21 protein-coding genes are annotated in these 20,558 nt (G+C 43.0%); 13 read left to right on the top strand and 8 right to left on the bottom strand.

Features of this window, described 5'->3' with window-relative positions; all coding sequences use genetic code 11:
• Positions 1–49 precede the first annotated feature (49 nt).
• The 6 genes from yihI to Q4519_RS10685 all read left to right on the top strand — a co-directional run bounded on the left by yihI (position 50) and on the right by Q4519_RS10685 (position 5,717).
• On the top strand, positions 50–628 hold the full coding sequence (yihI, locus tag Q4519_RS10710) for a Der GTPase-activating protein YihI (RefSeq protein ID WP_232801586.1): 579 nt from the start codon (positions 50–52) through the stop codon (positions 626–628).
• 3 nt (positions 629–631) lie between these two features.
• Positions 632–1,078: a DUF2489 domain-containing protein gene (locus Q4519_RS10705; RefSeq protein WP_303512091.1), complete on the top strand. Its 447-nt coding sequence runs from the start codon at positions 632–634 to the stop codon at positions 1,076–1,078.
• Between the two features lie 245 nt (positions 1,079–1,323).
• Positions 1,324–2,664, top strand: coding sequence for an oxygen-independent coproporphyrinogen III oxidase (hemN, locus tag Q4519_RS10700; protein ID WP_303512136.1), 1,341 nt, complete (start codon positions 1,324–1,326; stop codon positions 2,662–2,664).
• 153 nt (positions 2,665–2,817) lie between these two features.
• The gene (locus tag Q4519_RS10695; RefSeq protein ID WP_232801588.1) at positions 2,818–4,008 is read left to right on the top strand and encodes a sugar efflux transporter; all 1,191 of its coding nucleotides are present in this window, start codon (positions 2,818–2,820) and stop codon (positions 4,006–4,008) included.
• A gap of 62 nt (positions 4,009–4,070) precedes the next feature.
• Positions 4,071–5,027 carry a type I pantothenate kinase gene (gene coaA / locus Q4519_RS10690; protein WP_232801589.1) on the top strand — a complete coding sequence of 319 codons (957 nt, stop codon included), beginning with the start codon at positions 4,071–4,073 and terminating at the stop codon, positions 5,025–5,027.
• 228 nt (positions 5,028–5,255) lie between these two features.
• Positions 5,256–5,717: a DUF4357 domain-containing protein gene (locus Q4519_RS10685; RefSeq protein WP_232801590.1), complete on the top strand. Its 462-nt coding sequence runs from the start codon at positions 5,256–5,258 to the stop codon at positions 5,715–5,717.
• A 12-nt stretch (positions 5,718–5,729) separates the two neighbouring features.
• Here Q4519_RS10685 and Q4519_RS10680 read toward each other — a convergent pair whose 3' ends face one another.
• The 4 genes from Q4519_RS10680 to Q4519_RS10665 form a co-directional block, all read right to left on the bottom strand.
• Positions 5,730–6,311 (bottom strand): TetR/AcrR family transcriptional regulator, encoded by a 582-nt coding sequence (locus Q4519_RS10680; protein WP_303512085.1) that lies wholly within the window; start codon positions 6,309–6,311, stop codon positions 5,730–5,732.
• Between the two features lie 160 nt (positions 6,312–6,471).
• A complete protein-coding gene (locus Q4519_RS10675) occupies positions 6,472–7,857 on the bottom strand; it encodes a HAMP domain-containing sensor histidine kinase (protein WP_303512083.1) in 1,386 nt (461 codons plus the stop codon).
• Positions 7,838–8,515 (bottom strand): response regulator transcription factor, encoded by a 678-nt coding sequence (locus tag Q4519_RS10670; protein ID WP_303512081.1) that lies wholly within the window; start codon positions 8,513–8,515, stop codon positions 7,838–7,840. The genes Q4519_RS10675 and Q4519_RS10670 overlap by 20 nt, the downstream gene beginning before the upstream one ends.
• Before the next feature lie 24 nt (positions 8,516–8,539).
• Positions 8,540–9,094 carry a PepSY domain-containing protein gene (locus tag Q4519_RS10665; RefSeq protein WP_232801594.1) on the bottom strand — a complete coding sequence of 185 codons (555 nt, stop codon included), beginning with the start codon at positions 9,092–9,094 and terminating at the stop codon, positions 8,540–8,542.
• Positions 9,095–9,561: 467 nt separating this feature from the next.
• On the opposite strand from Q4519_RS10665, the gene Q4519_RS10660 reads away from it, so the two are divergent.
• Positions 9,562–11,415, top strand: coding sequence for a permease (locus Q4519_RS10660; RefSeq protein WP_232801595.1), 1,854 nt, complete (start codon positions 9,562–9,564; stop codon positions 11,413–11,415).
• On the top strand, positions 11,396–11,893 hold the full coding sequence (locus tag Q4519_RS10655; RefSeq protein WP_303512078.1) for a murein L,D-transpeptidase family protein: 498 nt from the start codon (positions 11,396–11,398) through the stop codon (positions 11,891–11,893). The genes Q4519_RS10660 and Q4519_RS10655 overlap by 20 nt, the downstream gene beginning before the upstream one ends.
• 7 nt (positions 11,894–11,900) lie before the next feature.
• Here the strand turns inward: Q4519_RS10655 and Q4519_RS10650 are convergent, their stop codons facing one another.
• The 3 genes from Q4519_RS10650 to Q4519_RS10640 form a co-directional block, all read right to left on the bottom strand.
• Positions 11,901–12,155 (bottom strand): DUF1289 domain-containing protein, encoded by a 255-nt coding sequence (locus tag Q4519_RS10650; protein WP_232801597.1) that lies wholly within the window; start codon positions 12,153–12,155, stop codon positions 11,901–11,903.
• Positions 12,156–12,279: 124 nt separating this feature from the next.
• On the bottom strand, positions 12,280–12,858 hold the full coding sequence (locus Q4519_RS10645) for a YceI family protein (protein WP_232801598.1): 579 nt from the start codon (positions 12,856–12,858) through the stop codon (positions 12,280–12,282).
• Entirely contained in the window at positions 12,858–13,427 is a 570-nt protein-coding gene (locus Q4519_RS10640; RefSeq protein ID WP_303512077.1) for a cytochrome b, read from the bottom strand. Before Q4519_RS10640 ends, Q4519_RS10645 begins: the two co-directional genes overlap by 1 nt.
• Positions 13,428–13,847: 420 nt before the next feature.
• On the opposite strand from Q4519_RS10640, the gene Q4519_RS10635 reads away from it, so the two are divergent.
• On the top strand, positions 13,848–14,807 hold the full coding sequence (locus Q4519_RS10635) for a hypothetical protein (RefSeq protein WP_303512075.1): 960 nt from the start codon (positions 13,848–13,850) through the stop codon (positions 14,805–14,807).
• 30 nt (positions 14,808–14,837) lie between these two features.
• Here Q4519_RS10635 and rlmA read toward each other — a convergent pair whose 3' ends face one another.
• Entirely contained in the window at positions 14,838–15,656 is an 819-nt protein-coding gene (rlmA, locus tag Q4519_RS10630; protein ID WP_303512073.1) for a 23S rRNA (guanine(745)-N(1))-methyltransferase, read from the bottom strand.
• Between the two features lie 170 nt (positions 15,657–15,826).
• Between rlmA and Q4519_RS10625 the strand changes: the two genes are divergently transcribed.
• The 4 genes from Q4519_RS10625 (at position 15,827) to Q4519_RS10610 (ending at position 20,471) form a co-directional block, all read left to right on the top strand.
• Complete coding sequence (locus Q4519_RS10625; protein ID WP_303512071.1) at positions 15,827–16,315, top strand: GNAT family N-acetyltransferase; 489 nt, start codon at positions 15,827–15,829, stop codon at positions 16,313–16,315.
• A gap of 25 nt (positions 16,316–16,340) precedes the next feature.
• The gene (locus Q4519_RS10620; protein ID WP_303512069.1) at positions 16,341–17,102 is read left to right on the top strand and encodes a hypothetical protein; all 762 of its coding nucleotides are present in this window, start codon (positions 16,341–16,343) and stop codon (positions 17,100–17,102) included.
• A gap of 322 nt (positions 17,103–17,424) precedes the next feature.
• Complete coding sequence (locus Q4519_RS10615; protein WP_232801604.1) at positions 17,425–18,885, top strand: M48 family metallopeptidase; 1,461 nt, start codon at positions 17,425–17,427, stop codon at positions 18,883–18,885.
• The gene (locus Q4519_RS10610) at positions 18,882–20,471 is read left to right on the top strand and encodes a GGDEF domain-containing protein (RefSeq protein ID WP_303512066.1); all 1,590 of its coding nucleotides are present in this window, start codon (positions 18,882–18,884) and stop codon (positions 20,469–20,471) included. Before Q4519_RS10615 ends, Q4519_RS10610 begins: the two co-directional genes overlap by 4 nt.
• Positions 20,472–20,558 lie beyond the last annotated feature (87 nt).

Raw genomic sequence — 20,558 nt, 5'->3', positions numbered from 1 at the left:
AGAATTTTATGATGCAGCCGTGATGCTGCTTCAAAGTAGAGAATAAAATATGTCACGTCAGAAGAAGACCCGTAAAGTAAACGCTAATGGCCCAAAAATGGGTGAGCGAATTAAAGTCAATCAAGAAGAAGCAAGGTTACAAAAGAAGCTGCAAAAGCGTAAAGGATTAAAAGCTGGTAACCGTAACGCAGAAGAGAAGAAAGCGGTCACATCCGCTCAAACAAAAGAGCCAATCGACCCTCGTGCCGGCAGTAAAAAGCCAATTGCTTTAACGCCTGAGCAAGCCGTTGAGTTAGCGCCAGTAAAACTAGCTCAGCATCAACCAAAAGCAAAATTGGTCAAAGCTAAGCCTAAAACAACCCTTTCTCCTGAGAAAGAGCTGGCTAGACTTGAAGCTGACGAACGCTTAGGTAGCTTGCTTGATAAAATAGACGAAGGTGAAAAAGTCAGTAGCAAAGATCTGGCTTGGGTAAACCAGCAAATGGAGCGTCACCAAGTGCTACTAAAGCAACTTGGCTTGCTAGACGAAGATGACTCTTCGCGGGATGAAGATGAAATGTTAGATGCGTTCAGCAATTTAGATGATAGCTGGCTGCAAGATGTTAAAAATGAAAGAGAAAAGGACTAAATAATGTTGTGGTGGATCCTTGCTGGTATTGGCTTAATCGTCATCATTGGTTTATCAGCTTATGCCGGTATTTTATTACGCAAAGTAAAAGATCAGCAGTTAGCCTTAGCTAAGGCTGTTGAAAAACGAAATAACACGTTAATGGACAGTATTACCTTAATCGCTAAGGCCATGGTGCAAGGACAGTGTAATTTGTCAGAAGGCGCTATTAGATTGACCGTATTACTTGGCGAGTTGAAGTTAGCCAAGCCGATCGATTTTGATCAGCAGTATCCAGCGTTAAATAAGTTGTACCAAGTGGTTAAAGACATGCCAACCCATGAAGTACGTAAAGAGCGCAGTAAAAAAGAAATTCGCCAACTTGATGAAAAGCGCGAAAAAGCTGAGCAGCGCTTAGAGCAAGAGATTATGGCTGAGATGCAGCAGCTGCAAGAGTGGCAGCTATCCTAGTAAGCTATCGTGGTTTTCAAAAAGATAAAAACGGCAGTGGGGCTCTCACTGCCGTTTTTGTATCTGTATTCGCCATCACATAAAGGCTGACAGGATCGAGCTTCAGTAATTTATCTCTAAAGAGATAGGCCTTATCTACACTTTTTTGTTCTTGCTCAGCTTTGCGTTTAAGTGGCTATGCCATACTTTGTCACAGTTTTGCTAATAGGATGTAACAAGTGGAAAAATTGGTTTGGGATCAAGGGATCATCGAGAAATATAACTATAGCGGTCCGAGGTACACCTCATACCCAACAGCGCTCGAGTTTGATGAAGCATTTAGCCATGATGATTTATTACTCGCGGCGCAGCGCTATCCTACACGCCACTTATCCTTGTATGTGCATATCCCGTTTTGCCATAAGCTTTGCTACTACTGTGGTTGCAACAAGGTCATTACACGTCACCAACATAAGGCCGATCAATACTTAGACTATCTTGAAAAAGAAATTCGTTTTCAAGCTCAGTACTTTAAAGATAGAAAGATCAGTCAGCTACACTGGGGGGGCGGTACGCCAACGTTTTTAAACCCAGCACAAATTAAACGATTGATGGCAATATTGCGTAGTGAATTTACCTTTTTGCCTGACGCCGAAATGAGTATTGAAGTTGATCCTCGCGAAATTGAGTTGACCACCATTGATCTGTTAGCGCAACAAGGCTTTAATCGCCTGAGTTTAGGTATTCAAGACTTTGATAAAAAAGTACAGCAAGCCGTAAACCGTGAGCAAGACGAAGGCTTTATTTTTCAGTTGCTCGAACGTGCCAAAGCGAATGGCTTTCGCTCAACCAATTTAGATTTGATTTATGGTTTGCCTCATCAAACCAAAGAGAGCTTTGCGCGCACATTAACTAAAGTGATGGAAATTGAGCCTGCGCGCCTGACCACCTTTAATTATGCTCACTTGCCGAGTCGTTTTGCGGCGCAGCGTAAGTTAAAAGAAGCTGACATGCCTAGCGCGCAAGAAAAGCTGGATATTTTGCAATACACCATCGAATACCTAACAGGGCAAGGTTATGTTTTTATTGGCATGGACCACTTTGCCAAGCCTGATGATGAGCTTGCTCAAGCACAAAAGTCGGGTGTTTTGCATCGTAACTTTCAAGGTTATACCACCCAAGGCGATGCTGATTTATTGGGATTAGGCGTTTCATCAATCAGCCAAGTGGGCGACTGTTACTCACAAAATCAAAAAGACTTAAAGGCTTATTATCAGCAACTTGATGAACAGCAGCAGGCACAATGGAAAGGGGTTGCCCTGAGCCAAGATGATTTAATTCGTCGCGCGGTGATCAAACAATTGATATGTAATTTTAGTTTGTCGTTTGCCAGTATTGAACAAGAGTTTGCTATTGATTTTAATACCTATTTTGCTAACGATATCGCGTTGCTAGCGCCGTTTATTGCCGACCAGTTAGTGTCGCTGAGTCGAGATTCCATTAAAGTTGAACCGAGGGGCATGTTACTTATTCGCAATATTTGCATGTGTTTTGACCTTTATTTACGTCAGCGTGCTCGTCAGCAACAATTTTCTCGTGTTATCTAATCTGTAGACTATACCCAATCAACTTGAAGATGCATGTTTCAGAGCCAGTTTTCTGGCTCTTATTTTTATCAAACAAAGCAATGCTTTCGTGCACTTTTATAGGCAAAGCCGTAAAATTGTTCCCTCGCTATCATTCTCTCATTGAGCGCAATTGTGATTAAAAAATACTGCCGGTCGCTTTTTCCTAATAACCAAATTGATTCTGTTTCATTGGCTTTATTGTTTAGTTGCTTTGTCGTCGGGGTGGCTGGCTCATTCACTATTCCGACCATGAGTCTGTTTATGAACGATGAAGTTGGCGTGCGTCCGGCGTTGCTCGGTGGCTTTTTTGCAGCGCTGGCTATTTCTGGTGTGTTAGTAAGCCAAGGTATTGCATACTGGTCTGATAGTGGTATAGACCGGAAAAAGCTGATCCTCATATGTAACTTAATGGGGGTGATCGGCTTTTCCATTTTTGCTTTTAGTCGTGACTATTATGTGTTGCTTGCCAGTGCGATGTTATTTATGAGCACCTCTTCGGCCGCACTGCCACAAATGTTTGCTTTAGCGCGAGAAATTCTCGATCGCCGCAAACAAAATGCCGAAAAATTTAGCTCAGTATTAAGAGCGCAAATAGCCCTAGCTTGGGTAGCGGGTCCGCCTTTAGCTTTTTTTATTGCCGATGGTTTTGGTTTTCGTTTCCTATTCTTACTCGCCGCCTTGATGTATGTCTTGTTGACATTGGTGGTGTTAGCTCGTTTACCTAGCCTTGAGCCTGTGCCCCCTAGTAGCCATGCAAGCGATAAAAAAATAAGTTTATGGCGTGATAAAGACTTGCTGTTGTTATCGGCTTCTTTTGTATTCATGTATGCCGCAAACAACATGTACTTAATTAGTATGCCGCTTTATATCGCTAAAGAGTTACAGTTGGCGCCTGAGTTAGCAGGCATGATGATGGGTGGTGCGGCGCTACTTGAAATTCCAGTTATGTTGATGGCGGGAACCTATGCATTACGTTTTGGCAAGCATAAGCTAATTTGTTGCTCGGTGTTGGCGGGCACGGCTTTTTATATTGGCATTTTGCTAAATGAAAGCTTATGGGGATTTATCGCCTTACAGTGTTTTAACGGCATTTTTGTCGGCGTTACTTCCGCGCTTGGAATTTCTTATTTTCAAGATCTAAAGCCAGATAAAATCGGCCAAGTAACCACACTTTATGCTAATTCCATTAAAACAGGTGGTGTTTTAAGTGGTGTGATGGCGGGTTTTATTGCTGATAGTTTTGGGTTCTACTCTGTTTTTATAGCTTGTACCTTGTTAACCTTGCTGGCGTTTTTCACTGTATTAAGGGTTAGGCATGTTTAAACACCTTGTGATCGATATACAGTCTATTGTATGTTGCGCCCTCGCCTGACAGGAAATATGCCATGCCAATTCTAGACAACAAGGATCTCGTTCACTCTGCTTATTTAGAGTTTACCCGCCAAAGCTGGGCTGAGTTGCGAGATAACGTTCCACTGACTTTGTCTGAGCAAGACTTGGCTAAGCTGAAAGGGATAAATGAAGATATTTCACTGCAAGAAGTAGTGGATATTTATTTACCTTTATCGCGATTACTCAACTTGTATGTTGAAGCGAGACAAAAGCGCAGCACGGTACAGGGGCAATTTCTTGGCGTAACCGATTTCCACGTGCCCTATATTATTGGTATTGCCGGTAGCGTGGCCGTTGGGAAAAGTACCACTGCACGTATTTTGCAGGCTTTGTTATCGTGTTGGAGTGATCATCCTAAAGTTGCGTTGGTCACCACTGATGGTTTCTTGCACTCAAACCAAGAGTTAGAGCAGCGTGGCTTGATGGCGAAAAAAGGCTTTCCTGCCAGTTATGATATTCGCAGTTTAGTTAAGTTTGTATCTGACATTAAATCTGGTCAGCCGAAGGTGACAGCGCCGGTTTATTCCCATTTACAATACGACATTGTTCCGGGTGAATATCAAGTAGTTGAACAACCCGATATTTTGATTTTAGAAGGACTTAACGTGTTGCAAAGTGGCATGGATTATCCTGACCAGCTACACCGCGTATTTGTATCTGATTTTGTTGACTTTTCACTGTTTGTACATGCTGAACAAAAGCAGTTGAAAGATTGGTATATACAGCGTTTTCTGAAATTTAGAAGCGGTGCTTTTACCGACCCCAATGCATACTTCCATCATTATTCTAACCTTTCTGAGTCGGAAGCCAGCAAAACGGCGAGCCGGATTTGGGATGAGATCAATGGCGTTAACTTAGTTGAAAATATTAGTCCAACCCGTGAACGCGCCAACTTGATTTTGACCAAAGGTGAGGGGCATCAAGTTGAGAAAATTTGGCTGCGTAAATAGCCTAAGCTGAACGTGAGCTAGACGCCATTCTTGTAAAAAGTGCTTTTATCACCGCACAGTTTTGACTTTTATCCTCTTTCGCTATCTTGCTGCTTGCAGCCTTTCTTGCTGTAATATTGGACTCAATTGTCATTAAAAAGTAAACGTAAGCAAGATATACTGCGCGTTTAATGGCGATATTTTGCCGTGTCACAACGGTTATTGTTTTAGACTGCAAGGAAGGTTGCTGTGAGTAATTCAGTTCAGTTTTTGGTTGATGCCAATGGCGTGCGTCAAGCTGTTGTTATTCCGATTGATTTGTACAATGAGCTGATTACCTTAAAGCAAGAAATAAAAACCCTCAAACCCGCACAGCAAGAAAGTTATCACTTCCAAAGTAAAGATGCCCTCGCCAATGGCTACCCGAAAGGCCCTGTGACTAAGCCGAGTTTTGTCGTGTTACGTGGCTCTACCGCTAACTTTTCAAATGTTGGCTCGTTACGACCCGCTATTAAAAAATTACGTGATGAGCTGCTCGCTCAGGGCACGGTGGTGCAACAAGGTGAGTTGTTATTGTTTGATAAGGAAGTAGAGTTTACTAGCCCCAGTATGGCGGCTTGCTTTATTGCCGGTAACGCGCGCAGTGGGTTAGATGCTTGGGTTAATAGCCAGGGCAAAACATTAAAGCAATCTGGCTACGGTAAGAAGTAGGCTCTTAGGGCATTATTGTTTATAGCTTTGGAGCAGCTCTGCGAGTGCGCGCTGGTAATGGGCTTTTGCCGTCTCTGGCGCCAGCCAATCAAACCAGCAAACACCAAGATACAGGCTATTTATTTGATAAACAAAGTAATCTAAATCAAGGTCTGGTTTAAATAAGCCGAGGTTAATTGCCTGCTGGGCGCATTGCTTAAGGTGATCGCCCCAAGTTTGCTGTTGTATTTTTAGCTCGTTTTCTATTGCCCCGCCGATATCATCAAACCCAACCACAGCACCAATAAAGAAACAGCCACCACTGAATCTATGGTTCCATTGGTACCAGTGCTCACAAATACTGATTAAGCGCTCGATAGGGTGCTCTAAGTGTCTTGTCGGTTTTATCACCCGTTCATTAAACACCAGTTGTGCATATTGCAGCAGATCGAGTTGCAGTTTTTGTTTTGATTGAAAGTGGGCATAAACCCCGCTTTTTGACATTCCGCGGGCTTTGGCTAGATTGCCTATAGTTAAGCAATTAAGCCCCTGTTGACTCGCGAGATCCAGCGCGGTGCGCAAAATGGCCATTCGAGTGACCGTGCCTTTTTTCATCTATGCCCCTCAGTTGACTTAGTTGAGCGCGTATTTTTTTGGTGGCTAAAATTACGTAATGCTTGTTAAGCAATGATTGTTAAGTAATAGTGCGTTCGTGCGCTTTTTTCAATAAGGCTTTGCAGTTTACATTTTGATTAACTGCGATGGCAGGGGCCGCTTAGCTTGTTTGCGAAAGCAGTACTTCAGGGGGGAAGATGATATCAATTTTTAGGCCCGGCTGATTGTCACTTAAATGGATTTGGCCTTGGTGCAAGCTAACAATGGCTTTTACAATTGATAACCCCATGCCAAAACCGCTACTGTTACGGCTCTTGTCTAAGCGGTATAAGCGTCTAAATACCCGATCAAATTCTTCTTCAGGGATGCCGTTGCCATTATCCGCTATGGTAATGCCGTTACTCGCAATCGTTACGTCGACTTGGGTTCCGTCGGGACCATACTTAACGGCGTTGTCGACGAGGTTATAAATCGCCCTAAACAATAAATTAGGATCACCAGTGAGCTGGCAAGTGTCGTGGACTGTCAGGGTGATTTTTTGCTCTTTATCTTCAGCAATAGGTTGGATCAAATCTTGTACATCTTGGCATATCGAGGCTAAATCACAGGTTTTATGTTCGGTGCCTGAGACACCTTTCTCTAATCGCGACAGCTCTAACATGGCATTAAAGGTATCCATAATGTGATCAAGCTCTTGCAATAATAAATTGCGCCACTCTAAGTCTTCGTCCGTTAACGATTGCTGGCTAAGGCTATCTTCGACACGGATCCGAAGGCGCGACAGTGGGGTGCGCAAATCATGGGCAATGTTATCGGTCACACTCGATACCGAACCAATAAGTTCGTCTATTTCATCAAGCATTTGGTTGATTTGCATGGCGATATGATCAAATTCATCGGACTCATCGCTGATAGGCAAGCGTGCTTGTAAGCGGCCTGCTTTTACCTCTGCGGTTAAGCGGTTGATTTGCCTTACGCGGTGTAACACGCGTGAGTTAAAGATAAAACCAACCACTAAGGTAAAGATCATCCCCGCGCCAAGGGCACTTAAACTAGCGGTGCTAAAGCTTTGATCTAGCGCATCTTGGCTATCATCTATCAGGCCAACCAGTAAGGTGCCAAAGGGGGTTTTTAATCGCGTGGCCATTACTTTCTTTAATTCCATTTCACCTAAGTAATTGGTGGCAAGAATGGGAAAGTGTAAAACCGCAGGGTAGTGGGGAATATTTTGCGGCAAGTGGTTAAGGTTGCCAAATACTTGGTTGTTGCGCCTTAAGGCGAGTACCATATTATTGGTTTGTGAAGCACGCTCCACTACCGATTGAATAAAGCTTTGTGTGGTCATGCTGTTAGCATTTGCGAGGGAAATAAAACCCTCTGCAGCTAATGTTAACCTTTGATTTTGCTCTCTTTGCTGTCCAGCAATGGAAAAGTGGTAAACCATCGCCAAGATACCGCCACTGATAAAAAGCACCAGTAGGGTAAAGGCTAAGGTAAAGCGCCAAATAGAGGTGCGAGTAAAAATACTAAGGTGCTCGGACAACATAGCCAGCACCGCGAACCGTATGGATCAGTTGGCTTTCACCTTCTTCTTCTAGCTTTTTACGCAATTTGGCGACATGTACGTCGATCACATTGGTTTTTGGATCAAAGTGGTAATCCCACACCGATTCAAATAATAAGGTGCGTGAAACCACCTGATCTTGATGCTCGAGTAAATAACGCAGTAGCTGAAACTCTTTCGGCTGCAGCTTTACTTCACGCTGACCACGCATGACCTTGTGACCCACTAAATCCATCACTAGGTCTTCAATACTTAACTCAGTAATTTGTTGTGGCTGATGTTGCTTGCGTTGCATCAAGATTTCAGCGCGAACTAATAGCTCTTGAAAAGAAAAAGGTTTAGTTAGGTAATCATCACTGCCGGCTTTTAACCCTTTTATGCGCTCATCAACATGGCTTAAGGCACTTAAAAATATAACCGGGGTTTGATTGCCTGTGGCACGTAAGGCTGACAGAAGCTTAAGTCCATCCATTTTTGGCAGCATGCGATCAAGTACAATTAAATCATACTCTTGTGTTGTTGCTAAAAATAAGCCATCGGGACCTTCAATGGCGGTATCAACTGTATGACCTTGTTCTTGGAAGCCTTTTTGGATGTATTCTAAGGTAGTTATGTCGTCTTCTACGGTGAGGATTTTCATTTAGGTCCTTGGAGTGCAGATCGCTTATTTACGGTAAACTGGGATGAGATCTTGGGTTGAAATATCAACTAACCAGTTTTGTTTGCCTTCTGGCGTGGCTAACTCAATTTCAAATAAATTGATGCCCTTTTTGTTCTCTAGCTCGGCATCAACAAGAAAGCCTGGATGCTGCGATTGCACTATTTCCAGTGCTTTTATCATAGAAAAGCCTGTTTCTTGAATTTCTTCAATGGCAGTAATGTTTTTGTTGTCATTAAACCAACCTGTCATAGCCGTTTCTTTACCACTGATGAATAAAGTGGTTTGAGCATCATATACCAAGTGGCGCTTCACGTTATTGGCGAGATCGATCACTTCTACTTGATAAACTAAAACACCTTGTTGATCGTCAAGTTCAAAATTGGTGATGACGCCGCTGTATTGCTCGGTCACTTTTTCTAGAATTTGCTTAGGGCCTTGTTGATGACGTTGTTCTATCAATTGTGCGACCGCTTCGCTTTCGTGAGATTCAGCAAGGGCTCCAGCGCTAAGCAATAATGCTGGGCCGAGTAAACATGCTGCAAGAAGATTGTGTTTCATTGTCTTGCTCTCTTGGTAATGGCTAACTATCTGTCATTGTAGCTAAAAATGAATAAAGCTTGGCTATGCGTTATATTAATCATATTTCATCTAAAGATATGGGGGCTTTTTCACAGAGTTCAATATACCCAATCAACTTGAAGGTGCATGTTTCATGCATCTCCAGATTGATTAGGTATATACCCAAATAAACTCTCGCTGAACAAGCATCTTGAAGTTGCTTGGGCATATATTCAAACCAGCTGGACGAGTATATGAGTGTTTAATAACTGCTGCTTCAATGAGGCAGATATTCGTACAAGAAAGCGTCACTGTCGCGGAAAAACTATTAGAGGTCTGCCTTGTCCAAACAAGCCTTTAAAACTGGTTGAGTTATACAAAAAAACCAGTTTAATTTGATAGAAAAAGCAGTCATCCTAGCGCTATTTGTTATATTATTACGTTCCAATTTTTAGAGCTATGCATCCATGTTAGTGATCTTAAGTATTATTGCCTTATTTATGGGGCCATTTATTTGTCAATCTATACAGCAACGTAAGGGTTGGTTTTCGCTATTAGATGCGTTTATTTTTGTCACTATTAGTGGCTTAGTGCTGTTTCATATCTTACCAGAAGCCTTATATCACGGTGGTTTGGTTTCATTTGTTTTTGTTGCCTTGGGTCTATTTGGCCCAGGCTTGGTCGAAAAATATTTCCATGGTATTGCTAATCAAGCCCATAACTACACCTTACTTTTTGGTGTAGGCGGATTAGTGCTACATGCGGTGACCGATGGCGGAGCGTTGGTGGTTGATGAGTCTCATACCGCTTGGTTATTGGCGCTAGGGGTTATTTTGCACCGTTTGCCTGTTGGGTTGACGGTGTGGTGGTTATTACGGCCACAGTATGGTCGTATGTTGCCGATTGCGGTGTTAACAGCAATGTCTTTGGCTACGTTAGCGGGAAGCTATTTTGGCAGTCAGGTTATTCCGCATATGAGTAATGAATGGCTGGCATGGTTCCAAGCGTTGGTCACAGGGTCGATTTTACATGTGGTATTTCATCGCCCCTATCAAGACAAAAACAAAGCGATGGACGAAGTGCTGGAAAAGCGTATGGCTGGCTTAGGAACCTTATTTGGTTTGTTGTGTTTAGCGGCGGTGCTACTTCCTCATTGGCTCGGTTATGTGGCACACAATCATGTGCATATGGACTCTATTTGGGATCGTGCCCAAATGTGGCAAGGTGAAAGCCTGAGTGGCCATGGTCATGAGACAGCGCTGGCGTTACAGCGGTTTATCAGTTTGGCATTACATAGCTCACCCGCCTTATTACTGGCTTATGCCATTACTTATTTACTCAACTATTTGCGCATGCCAGCCCGATGGTTAACCCAGCTTAATCGTCATCCGGGCTCGACTGACAGCATAAAAGGGGCTTTTTTAGGTTTGTCTGTGCCTATTTGTGTACCGGATGCAGCGCGGATGTATCAGAATTTACAGGCGCAAGGCTCTAGTCAAATTTTTGCTTTGTCTTTTTTAATCGCCGCGCCCATTCTGAGTTTTGATGCGTTATTACTTTCTTGGCCATTGTTGGGCTCGCAATGGGTAATGCTCCGGTTGGTGTTGGCACTGTTGTTGATCCTGATTATTGGCGTGTTGGTGGGACGTTGGCTGCAAAAGCAGGAAGACATGTCTCATTCTCAAGCTGTTATGGAAGTGAATCAAGCCCAAGGCTCTCGCTTGTTAGGGGCGATAAAACACAGTTATGAACACTTAATTGATCACACGGCTCCTTGGATTATTGTGGGTTGGATTGTAGCAGCAACATTGGCGCCAACGCCGGGATGGCAGATGTTCGCTGAGCACTTATGGTTGCAAATTTTGCTGGTTATTGTTTTGGCCTTACCGATGCATTTATGTGCCACTGGGCTAACACCTGTTGCCGCCGTTTTATTGTTGATGGGCGTGTCACCGGGAGCGGTGCTTGCGTTGTTATTAGTAGGCCCGACGATTAATTTGTCGCTGTTTAGCTTCATTGAAAAACTACAAGGCAAGCGTGTGGCGATTACCTTGTTTGGGTCCATTGCGGCTTTTGCTTTTATGGCCGGCTGGGTGTTGAATCAATATGCAGAAGTAACCGTGTTGCCTTGGTTAGAGCATGATCACAGTTGGGCGCAGGATTGGTTGGAATATATTAGTTTGGCGGTAATATGCGTGTTGTTTGCTGTGTCTTTATTTAAGCGCGGCGCAAGAGCTTTTCTAGCTGAGTTAATACCTGCTAGTTTATTAAAAAAACACCAACATGAGCATGCCCATCACCATGAACACCACCATCATTAAATTTATCGTTGTTGCAATCGCGTTAAGCCTATTTTCGCCTTTGTCACTGGCCAGCAAGGTTGATAAGGTGCTGGTGATAAAAAGCGCGCGCACTTTATATTTATTGGATAATGGTCGGATTTTACAAAAATACGATATATCTCTTGGGAAACGTCCCGAAGGCCATAAAAAATGGGAAGGGGATAAACGTACTCCAGAGGGGCGCTATACGTTAGATTACCGCAATCCGGAAAGTAACTTCTTTCGCTCAATCCATATCAACTACCCGAACGAAAAAGATTTGGCTTATGCCAACCAGAAGGGTTATGAACCTGGTGGCGCCATTTTTATTCATGGCTTACCCAATGGTAAGGGACACCTTGAGGATGAATATAAAGGTCGGGATTGGACCGATGGCTGTATTGCGGTACTGAATGATCACATGGCAGAAATTTGGCAATTAGTGCCTGATGGTACCGAAATTGAAATCAGACCATAACGGTTTTTTAAAACAGCTCTCCCTGTGGTGGCATTTGTTCACCACTTTTATTCTCAGCGGCTAATGCTCGCTCAGCTCTGATTTTTCTTATCATTCTTTGACGGCATAACCGAATTATATTTCGCTGCTCAGTTGGGCTTAATTGTAGCCAACCAAATCTTTCTTCACGACTGCGCATGCAGCCCATGCAATAGCCGCGGTTATCTGTTTGGCAGATCCCGCGACAAGGGCTTTGTATTTGAAAAAATTCTAACTGTTCCATGCTCTGAAGATAGCAGTGTTTGCTGAAAATATGAACGATTTAATGTGTTTTGCAATACAAAAAAGGTGCCGACAAAGGGCACCTCATATCATTTAATGCTAGGTAAATTCAGGTAATCACTGAATTATTTTTTAATACCTTCGATATGAAACTCAAGCTCAACCGTTGCTGATTGTGGCCCTAAGTCCATTGGGATGCCGTAGTCTTTCATCGTGATAGTGGTGGCCCCTTCAAAGCCAGCGCGGTAACCGCCCCATGGGTCTTTACCTTCGCCAACTTTAGTTACGTCAATTACTATGTCTTTGGTTACACCGCGCAGTGTAAATTGGCCATGTAGTTTACCGGTTTGACCATCTGTTGAGTCAAACTTGGTGCTGACAAACTTAGCTTCTGGGAATTTGTCCACTTCTAAGAAATCTTTACCGCGGATATGCTTGTCACGCTCAGCGTGGTTAGAGTTTACGCTCTTCGTGTCGATTGTTACTGCAATCTTAGCCGCGCTTGGGTTTTCTTGGTCATAGCTAAAGTCACCCGAGAAAGTGTCAAAACGACCCACTACCCAACTGTAGCCTAAGTGATTTACTTTAAAGTTGACCGAAGCATGGGCACCACGGGTGTCGATCGCATAGTCTGCGGCTAATGCCGGCGTTGCAGCAGCAAATAAACCAGCCGATAAGATGGCAGCAGTAAGATGTTTTTTCATTATTGTTTCCTTGTTTCTGTAGAGTTCACCGGCTTTAACATCCGGCTGAGGGTAGAGTCTTTATCAATAAAGTGGTGCTTTAAAGCCGCCAGTGCGTGACCTGCGCTGAGTACGAGTAGGCTCCAAGCTAAAATTTCATGTATATCACCAGCTATTTCTTCCTGCTGGGGTAAACCCGATAGTAGTGCGGGTACATCGAACCAACCAAACACAGAAATAGCGCGCCCGTCTGCGGTGGAGATAAGATAACCAGAAATCATCAGCACAAACAATATGGCGTATAAAGCAAAGTGGCCTAGTTTAGCGACGGTTTTTTCCCAAGCTTGATGATTGGATAAGCCTTTTGGTTTGGGGTTAGTTAGACGCCAAATAATACGAAATACCATTAACGCGAATAAGCAGATACCAAAACTTTTGTGCAACATAGGTGCGGTTTGATACCAGTCAGAGTAGTAACTTAGATCAACCATCCAGTAGCCCAATGCGAATAAGCTGAACACAGCTAACGCAACTAGCCAGTGAATGATGATCGTCACCCATCCATAACCTTGAGTTGAGTTCTTTAACAACGGCTTGTTCCATTTATCAAATAATAACGATTCTAATTTATATCATGGCTGAAATTGTTTTAGAACAAAAGCAGAATATTTGGAGTGAAAGGTTCTAAAAAATAGGATGTTTATTAAGGCACTTTGGGAACGCCACTATGTTTCCACTACCTTGTTATGCTAATTTAAAAGGTGCCTACATTCTTGCATTAGCGTGCCTAGTATTGAAAACACGGTGGCGCTCTGAAACATGCATCTTCAAGTTGATTGGGTATATGAGGGGGCTAGTATGAATAAAGTGCTTTTATCATCAGCCGAGCTTACGTACTGATAATAAACAGACCATAATCAATTTTTTTGCAAAAAATGATTCTCAATTAAAGGTAGAAAAGCAGATTTAGCTGCTATCTTTGATATGCGAGATAACGGTAAGAGGAATTTATGTCTAGGACTTTAAACATTACTAATGGTGATTGCGCAGTTGATGCAATGCGACAAGCTGGCATTATCGGTGATTATCTGCCTTGGCGTGATTTATTACATGAGGGGCCGGTTCCTCATGGTCTTTCTCTTGAAGCCTTATCAGGCGTACGAGCCGAGTATATAGCGCAAATGGGGTGGGGAGATTATGACCAGGTGCTCAGTAGTTTCCGGACCCGTGATCAACAATTACAGCGCCTTAACTATTACAAAAAAATCATTCTTTGGTTTGAGTTTGATCTATACGATCAACTGCAAATGTTGCAGATTTTAGATTGGTTTAACAAGCAGCCACAGCTAACCGTTGAGATCAGCGTTATCTGTGTTGATAAGTATTTATCAGAATGCTCCGCGACCGAGCTGGTTTGTTTGCTCAATGAAGAGCAGCCCTTATGTTATCAAATGTTAGATGTTGCCAGTTATGGTTGGCAGGTGTTTACCCAAGAAAACCCTAAATTGTTATCTTCTTTGTTAAATTTAGACACCAGTGTACTGCCTTACCTTAGTGGTGCAGTAAGGCGCTTGCTACAAGAATACCCTTCTACCTTTAATGGCTTGGGCTTGGCGCAACAAATAGCCTTAAAAAATATTCAGCAAGGTTGTTCGGATCCAAAAGAGCTGTTTAGACTTTATCAAGTTGAAGAAGCAAGGCGATTTATGGCTGATACAGTATTCTTTCAACGTTTATTGTCTTTAAATGCGGCCAGAGTCATTCATTGGCCTAAACCAAGTTGGGAATGTCCGGTTAGTATCACTGAGTTAGGTGAGCAGGTGTTAACGGGTCGTCGCCACTTATTAGATATCATCGAGCTGGATTATTGGGTTGGTGGGGTTCATTTAACCCCTGACAATATTTGGTTATGGGATGATAAACTTGCATCCCTGACTAGGCGCGGCTTTTCACAGCAACCCAGTTTTTAGTTGAGGTAGTGAATCATCAATTTGAAAGGCTCAAATCTGCTTTTTAAACACTTCTATTTTAAAGTCTAAGTCCAACATGAGCGGTTGACTGCTCAGTTGTTGCTTTTGCGTTGCCGTTAACTTGTAAGCAAAAGGCGTCATTTCTAGCAAATTAGCGATGTCTTGGCTTTGCGTTAATGTCACGGGGTAGGTTAGTTGAACTTGCTCTACTACTATAAACCCTTCTATTTCTGATGGCGCCTCACTGTGAGGCTTTGGTGTATCGTAAATAGCTTGCTTTAACTGGAATAAATGCCTTGGTCCTGGACTGACACTGATAATACAGCCGTCATTTTTTAATACTCGTTGTAATTCATTGGCATCAGATGGGGCATAAATACGAGTAATGCAGTCAAATTGCTGCGCGGCAAAAGGCAAGTCAAAGGCACTAGCGATGCAAAATTGAATCGATTTAGCGCGTTTGGCGGCATAGCGGATCGCAGTTTTTGATATATCCAGACCATGCCAATTTATATTGGGATTCGCGTTTACGGCGAAATATTGGCTGTAATATCCCTCACCACAGCCCAGATCGAGGGCCTGAATATTCTCTTGCTGGGCGGCGCTTTGCTGATTGATTAAGTCTGCTACTTGCTTTGCTAAAGTTTGGTAGAAACCGTTATTTAAGAAATCACGACGCGCCTGCATCATTGCTTTATTGTCGCCAGGGTCAATGGAATTCTTTTTCTGCACCGGTAATAAATTTAAATACCCTTCTTTGGCAAAATCAAAACAGTGATTTTGCGGGCAACGTGCGCTGCTATGTTCGCGAGAAAGGGGAGCTTGGCATAACGGGCAAATAAAGAGCATTAAATTGACCTAGTTAAATCGGCATATTATAAAGATTTTTGCCCCTTAAGCCAGTGGTTCCTATTGTTGCTAGGCACTACGTTGAGGGCCAGAAAGGCAGTATAAAGGAGTGACTGAACGAGCAATAATGTTATGATTAGACTTTACTTTCTCACTTGCTAGGCTGTTTTATGGCAACTATTTGGTATTTAGAATCCTTACATCCTGATGAGCTGAAATCAAAGCCAGCTCCTGCTGACTTACCTTTAAATTTAGTTGAGGTAGAGGTCGCAGAATATCAATACAATCGTTTTTTATACCAGTTAGTCGGGGCCGAATGGCAGTGGACTGATAAGTTAAACTGGAGTGACTCCGATTGGCGCAAACATGTTGAGTCGGGCCAGTTAAGAACTTGGGTTTTATATTATTCGGGCGCTCCTGCGGGATATTTTGAGTTGCATAAAGAGGAGGAAGACGTTGAAATTCGATATTTTGGCCTTTCACCACGATTTATTGGTAAAGGCATAGGTGGTTATCTACTCAGTGAGGCGATTGCTCAGGCTTGGGCTTGGCAGGCGCAAAGAGTATGGGTCCACACTTGCGATTCAGACCATCCTGGAGCATTGAAAAATTATCAAGCGCGCGGCCTAGCCTTATATAAAACAGATATCGAGCCCTAAATGCTAAGCTAGGCAGCGTTTACGTATGATGAAGAATAAGGATATTCAATTGTTACGTTTAGTTGTGTTATTACTGATAGTTAGTTTTAGTTTCGTTAGCTTGTTGGCGCAAGCTAAATACAGCGAATTTATGCCTGTGGGCGATCCAGATCAAGCGACCCCTGCGCAAGTTGAGGGGGACGGGTTTGTTAGTTTACAGAAAGTTGTTCGGTCGTCTCCTTTTGTCGCCAGAATTAATTTCGTTGGCGATGAAAACCTAGCAATGGAAATGATGTTTGCGTTAGTCGAGAGTGCATCAGGTAAGGTGACTTGGTTGCAGCAACGTCGTACTAATCAGTATATGTTCGAGGTATTCCATCCTACTTTAGCTTTTGATACACAGCGTTATCAGCTAAAGGCTTACCGAGTGATTAGGCCGATTTTGCTTGCCAATTTGACCGAGCAAACGAGTACAGATAGGCCCCCTTCAGCAGCGCCAGTGGTGTCGACGAATACTAAATGTCAGATAACGAGAGCGCCACAACAAACGTTTTGGCAGCTGGCTAAACGGTTTTCTCAGCAGCAACAAATGAACATTTATGACGCCATACTCAGTCTCTATTACAGTAACTTGTCTGCTTTTTCGGGCCATAACATTCAGCGATTAGTTGGCACATCACTAGCTTGCCCAACTGAGGAACAACGTAAATGGTGGGCCGGAAAGGGCCGTTCAGCGACTATTTACCAAGCCTTATTAGAAGGTGAACCTTATAATAAGGTGATAGAGCTTAATGATATTCCTCAATGATTTACTAAGCTAACAAGAAGTAACTAGGGTCTGTTGATCTTCGTGATTGTTTTTGCAGCGAATTGTTGGGTATTTATACAAAACGTTCGTTGTGGCCAGCACCTTTGTGGCATAGTGAACTATGCGAAAAGGCGCTAACGCAGTAGAAGTGGCCAACAAACGCTGTCCTACGGATTCGGCTAAAAGCGTTTTGTCCATCGTTGAGCAGTATTTACTTAGAATGCTAAGCTACACACTGCTCGCCTTGCTCAAAACGCTTTTATCTCGAACAAAAATTAACCAGCAAAGATCAACAGACCCTAGGGTTTTATTCGGGGTAATTATGTCTATCATTTTACAAGAATTACAAAAACACATTAAGGTTGAGTTGGCTATTATTGATAGCTTAATAAGTGAAAGCCCTAAGGATGCGCTAGCTCGAGTTGTTTCATTAGTTGAAGATATGCGCCAAACCCGAGACGATCAGGGCTATGTCGCGGTCTTACTAAAAATGGCTGAAGTATATTGGCATACTATGGATTATCAGGCTGGGCTAAGGGTTTGTAGCCGTGTCGAATCACTTCTCACACCAGAGTTAGAGTTTCAGTTTTTAACTCAACTGCAGCACCGAATTGCTACCTTAAATTGGGGGCTAGCGCGCTATCGCTCGGCGCAACACTATTGGAATCAAGCGCTAGAAAAGTCGATTTTACATAATGAATTTGAGTTACAGCTGGAAGCGTTAATTGGCTTGGGCAATGTGTGGCGTATTACGGGAAATCTGGCCCAATCCGAATCTGCTTTACAATTTGCCCTCGATGCTTCCATTTTACGAGACTATAAATGGATTGCGGGAAAATCTTCTATACTGCTGGCATGGTCTTTGTTTTTGCAGAAAAAATATGTCGAAATGCTACCAATTTTAGCGCGCTGTAATGAATTTTTAGCAGATTGCCCCGATCAAACATGGCATGCAGAAATACATGACTTTAGGGGGTTAGCTTTACTTTATTCTGGTCATCCAGAGGAAGCAGGAAGCGAAATTAAGCAAGCTTTACAAATCGCGACAGAAAATAATTTGGCTTGGATGTCTGCCCATGCCTCTGTTTCAAGTGCGAGGGTGGCGAAAAAACAAGGCCAGCTTAGTCAAGCTAATGATTATCTGGAAGCTGCTGAGCGGCTAGCGCAAGGTTTTGATCAAGGCGAGTTACTGTCTCAGATTTGTCTGGAACGTACTGAGATTTGTCGACGCTTGGGCCAAGATAAAGAAGCCTTACAACATTACCGAGATTATCGACGTTATGATCTTAACTTAATTAGAGAGCAGTCGCTGTCAAAAGGCAGTGATGAGTTTCTGTCTTCAAGGGGTCAACTAGATCTGCGCTCGAAGCAGCTAATAAAGAGAATGAATGTCGGGGACTTTGTTAGTCAAATTCAACACTACCCGCAAATGCGGCAACGTGGCGCTTGGTTATTTAGTTGTCGAACTCGATTGGATGAGCCTGATTTAGTGGTGTTTGAGATCGAATTTGCCAGTGAGCAACAGTGTGATCATGCTGTGCCTTTGTTGCATAGTTTGTTACAAGAAACGGATCGAGGGGTGATTTGGGGCATGCAAAGCATTGCGCTTTTAATGGCTGCCAATTTGTCTGAGCGAGAGTCGTTACGCCTGCATATCGAGCAATTGCTTGTTGCATACCCTTGGTGGCGAACTGTCAAAGCTGAAGTTGCTGCCACTGTTACTATGTTTAATGTATCTGATTTTCTGAGCTTGGCCGCATCAACACAAGGGGGTGAGCAATGACTTGTTCAATGAGCGCGCTCAGCCAAGCTAGCCAATCATTGGCAGAGGGTGATAAGGCTAGAGCCATCGCGCTTTGTCAGCAATATATAGATGAAAACGCCGACGATGCGAAAAAGAGTTCATTAGGGCTACGGACTTTATCGGACATTTACTATGGCTCTGGAAAAATTGAAACAGCTATTCACCTATTGGAAACCGCAGAAGCCAAGCTAATCAATTCTGTAGAACAGGGCGAGCTGCTGGTGGTACAGAATCATTTAGCTCAGCGCTATGCCGATGATATTCGCTTTGAAGACGCCATGAATACTTGGCTGGCCATGTCTGCTGAAGCAGCAAACATGGGCGATATTGATCATTTTGTGGAAGGCTTGATCGGCGTTGCTCAGTTACTTGAAGTAGTGAGTGATCATCAGCGCGCTTTACAATTTTATAATAAGGGCAGAGATCATTATGAGGGCATTCAATCAAAACAGTTAAAACTAAGAATTAACCTATGTGAAGTATCATGTTTGATTGCGCTTACTTTGTATGAAGATGCGCGTCAGTTGCTGACTGAGTGTGAAACCCAAGCGTTGTTAGATGGCCAATTTGCGGATGCATATATGGCGGAACTATTTGTTTACCACAGCCAAATTTGTCGTGGCATGGGGCAAGTCGATATGGCAATAAATTTACTAGAGAAAGCCAAAACTTCCAGTGACCGACACAAACTCAAATGGATTAGTAATAAAATTTCGCTTGAGCTAGGGCTTTGTTATAGCTTGATTGGACGAGCAAATGAAGCCATATTACTGCTTAAGCAAACGTTAATTGATATCGGTGATTTGAGTTTGCCGATGCTTAAATGCGAATTATATGAAGCCTTAAGCCTCGCTTATGATGAAAATGGTGAATATCAACAAGCGCTTACCTGTGAAAAACAGGCTCATGCTATTGCCATAGAGCTGTTAAGTAAGGTGCCGGTTAGTGAACTAGGATTACATTGTTTACGCCGTTTTAAACGTTGGGAACCGAAACTGGATTTTGAGAAAACACGTTTAGAAAACGCGGCGTTGAAAAACCAAGCCTTAAGCCAGCAAGAGGTGGTGAGTCAGCTTGAAAAAGACGTTTATATTGACCCGTTAACGCGATTATACAATCGTCGTTGGTTGGATGTTACTTTTAGCGAGCGAAAAGGTGCTTACGCGATCTTAGTCGCAGACGCGGATCATTTTAAATCGGTTAACGATAAGTTTAGCCATCAAGTCGGTGATACCGTCTTGCAAGAATTAGCGCTTATTCTGCAACAAAGCGTACGTTCAGGTGATTTTGTTGCTCGCTACGGTGGAGAAGAATTCGTTATTCTATTGACGGAAACAGAAGCCGACAAAGTTGTAAGTACAGCCGATAGGATCCGTAATCAAGTAGAGCTGTATCATTGGCAAAACATCATGCTGGATAGGAAAATGACGATAAGTATAGGCATTGCCATAAAAAGTGAGCAAGAGACGGTTGATGTGGCATTTGAGCGTGCTGATAAAGCGTTATACCAATCAAAACACGATGGTCGTAACCGCGTTACCTTTGGTAAACAACCAAAAAATTGAGTAGGTAAAAAAATGGGACCACAGAAGGGTGGGCCCCATATGACAAAAGGATGCAAAGGGTTGAGTGATTAAACGAATAAAAAATCC

The organism is Motilimonas sp. 1_MG-2023, from assembly GCF_030547455.1.
GTDB lineage: Bacteria > Pseudomonadota > Gammaproteobacteria > Enterobacterales > CBDFNC01 > Motilimonas.
Note: the sequence above shows the minus strand (reverse complement) of the source record. Positions and strands in the feature narration are given on the sequence as shown.

Bases quoted from the DNA above. Each gene is read 5' to 3' on its own strand.
- yihI (WP_232801586.1), top strand. From the start codon at position 50: ATGTCACGTCAGAAGAAGACCCGTAAAGTAAACGCTAATGGCCCAAAA.
- Q4519_RS10705 (WP_303512091.1), top strand. From the start codon at position 632: ATGTTGTGGTGGATCCTTGCTGGTATTGGCTTAATCGTCATCATTGGT.
- coaA (WP_232801589.1), top strand. From the start codon at position 4,071: ATGCCAATTCTAGACAACAAGGATCTCGTTCACTCTGCTTATTTAGAG.
- Q4519_RS10680 (WP_303512085.1), bottom strand. From the start codon at position 6,311: ATGAAAAAAGGCACGGTCACTCGAATGGCCATTTTGCGCACCGCGCTG.
- Q4519_RS10675 (WP_303512083.1), bottom strand. From the start codon at position 7,857: ATGTTGTCCGAGCACCTTAGTATTTTTACTCGCACCTCTATTTGGCGC.
- Q4519_RS10670 (WP_303512081.1), bottom strand. From the start codon at position 8,515: ATGAAAATCCTCACCGTAGAAGACGACATAACTACCTTAGAATACATC.
- Q4519_RS10665 (WP_232801594.1), bottom strand. From the start codon at position 9,094: ATGAAACACAATCTTCTTGCAGCATGTTTACTCGGCCCAGCATTATTG.
- Q4519_RS10660 (WP_232801595.1), top strand. From the start codon at position 9,562: ATGTTAGTGATCTTAAGTATTATTGCCTTATTTATGGGGCCATTTATT.
- Q4519_RS10655 (WP_303512078.1), top strand. From the start codon at position 11,396: ATGAACACCACCATCATTAAATTTATCGTTGTTGCAATCGCGTTAAGC.
- Q4519_RS10650 (WP_232801597.1), bottom strand. From the start codon at position 12,155: ATGGAACAGTTAGAATTTTTTCAAATACAAAGCCCTTGTCGCGGGATC.
- Q4519_RS10645 (WP_232801598.1), bottom strand. From the start codon at position 12,858: ATGAAAAAACATCTTACTGCTGCCATCTTATCGGCTGGTTTATTTGCT.
- Q4519_RS10635 (WP_303512075.1), top strand. From the start codon at position 13,848: ATGTCTAGGACTTTAAACATTACTAATGGTGATTGCGCAGTTGATGCA.
- rlmA (WP_303512073.1), bottom strand. From the start codon at position 15,656: ATGCTCTTTATTTGCCCGTTATGCCAAGCTCCCCTTTCTCGCGAACAT.
- Q4519_RS10625 (WP_303512071.1), top strand. From the start codon at position 15,827: ATGGCAACTATTTGGTATTTAGAATCCTTACATCCTGATGAGCTGAAA.
- Q4519_RS10620 (WP_303512069.1), top strand. From the start codon at position 16,341: ATGATGAAGAATAAGGATATTCAATTGTTACGTTTAGTTGTGTTATTA.
- Q4519_RS10615 (WP_232801604.1), top strand. From the start codon at position 17,425: ATGTCTATCATTTTACAAGAATTACAAAAACACATTAAGGTTGAGTTG.
- Q4519_RS10610 (WP_303512066.1), top strand. From the start codon at position 18,882: ATGACTTGTTCAATGAGCGCGCTCAGCCAAGCTAGCCAATCATTGGCA.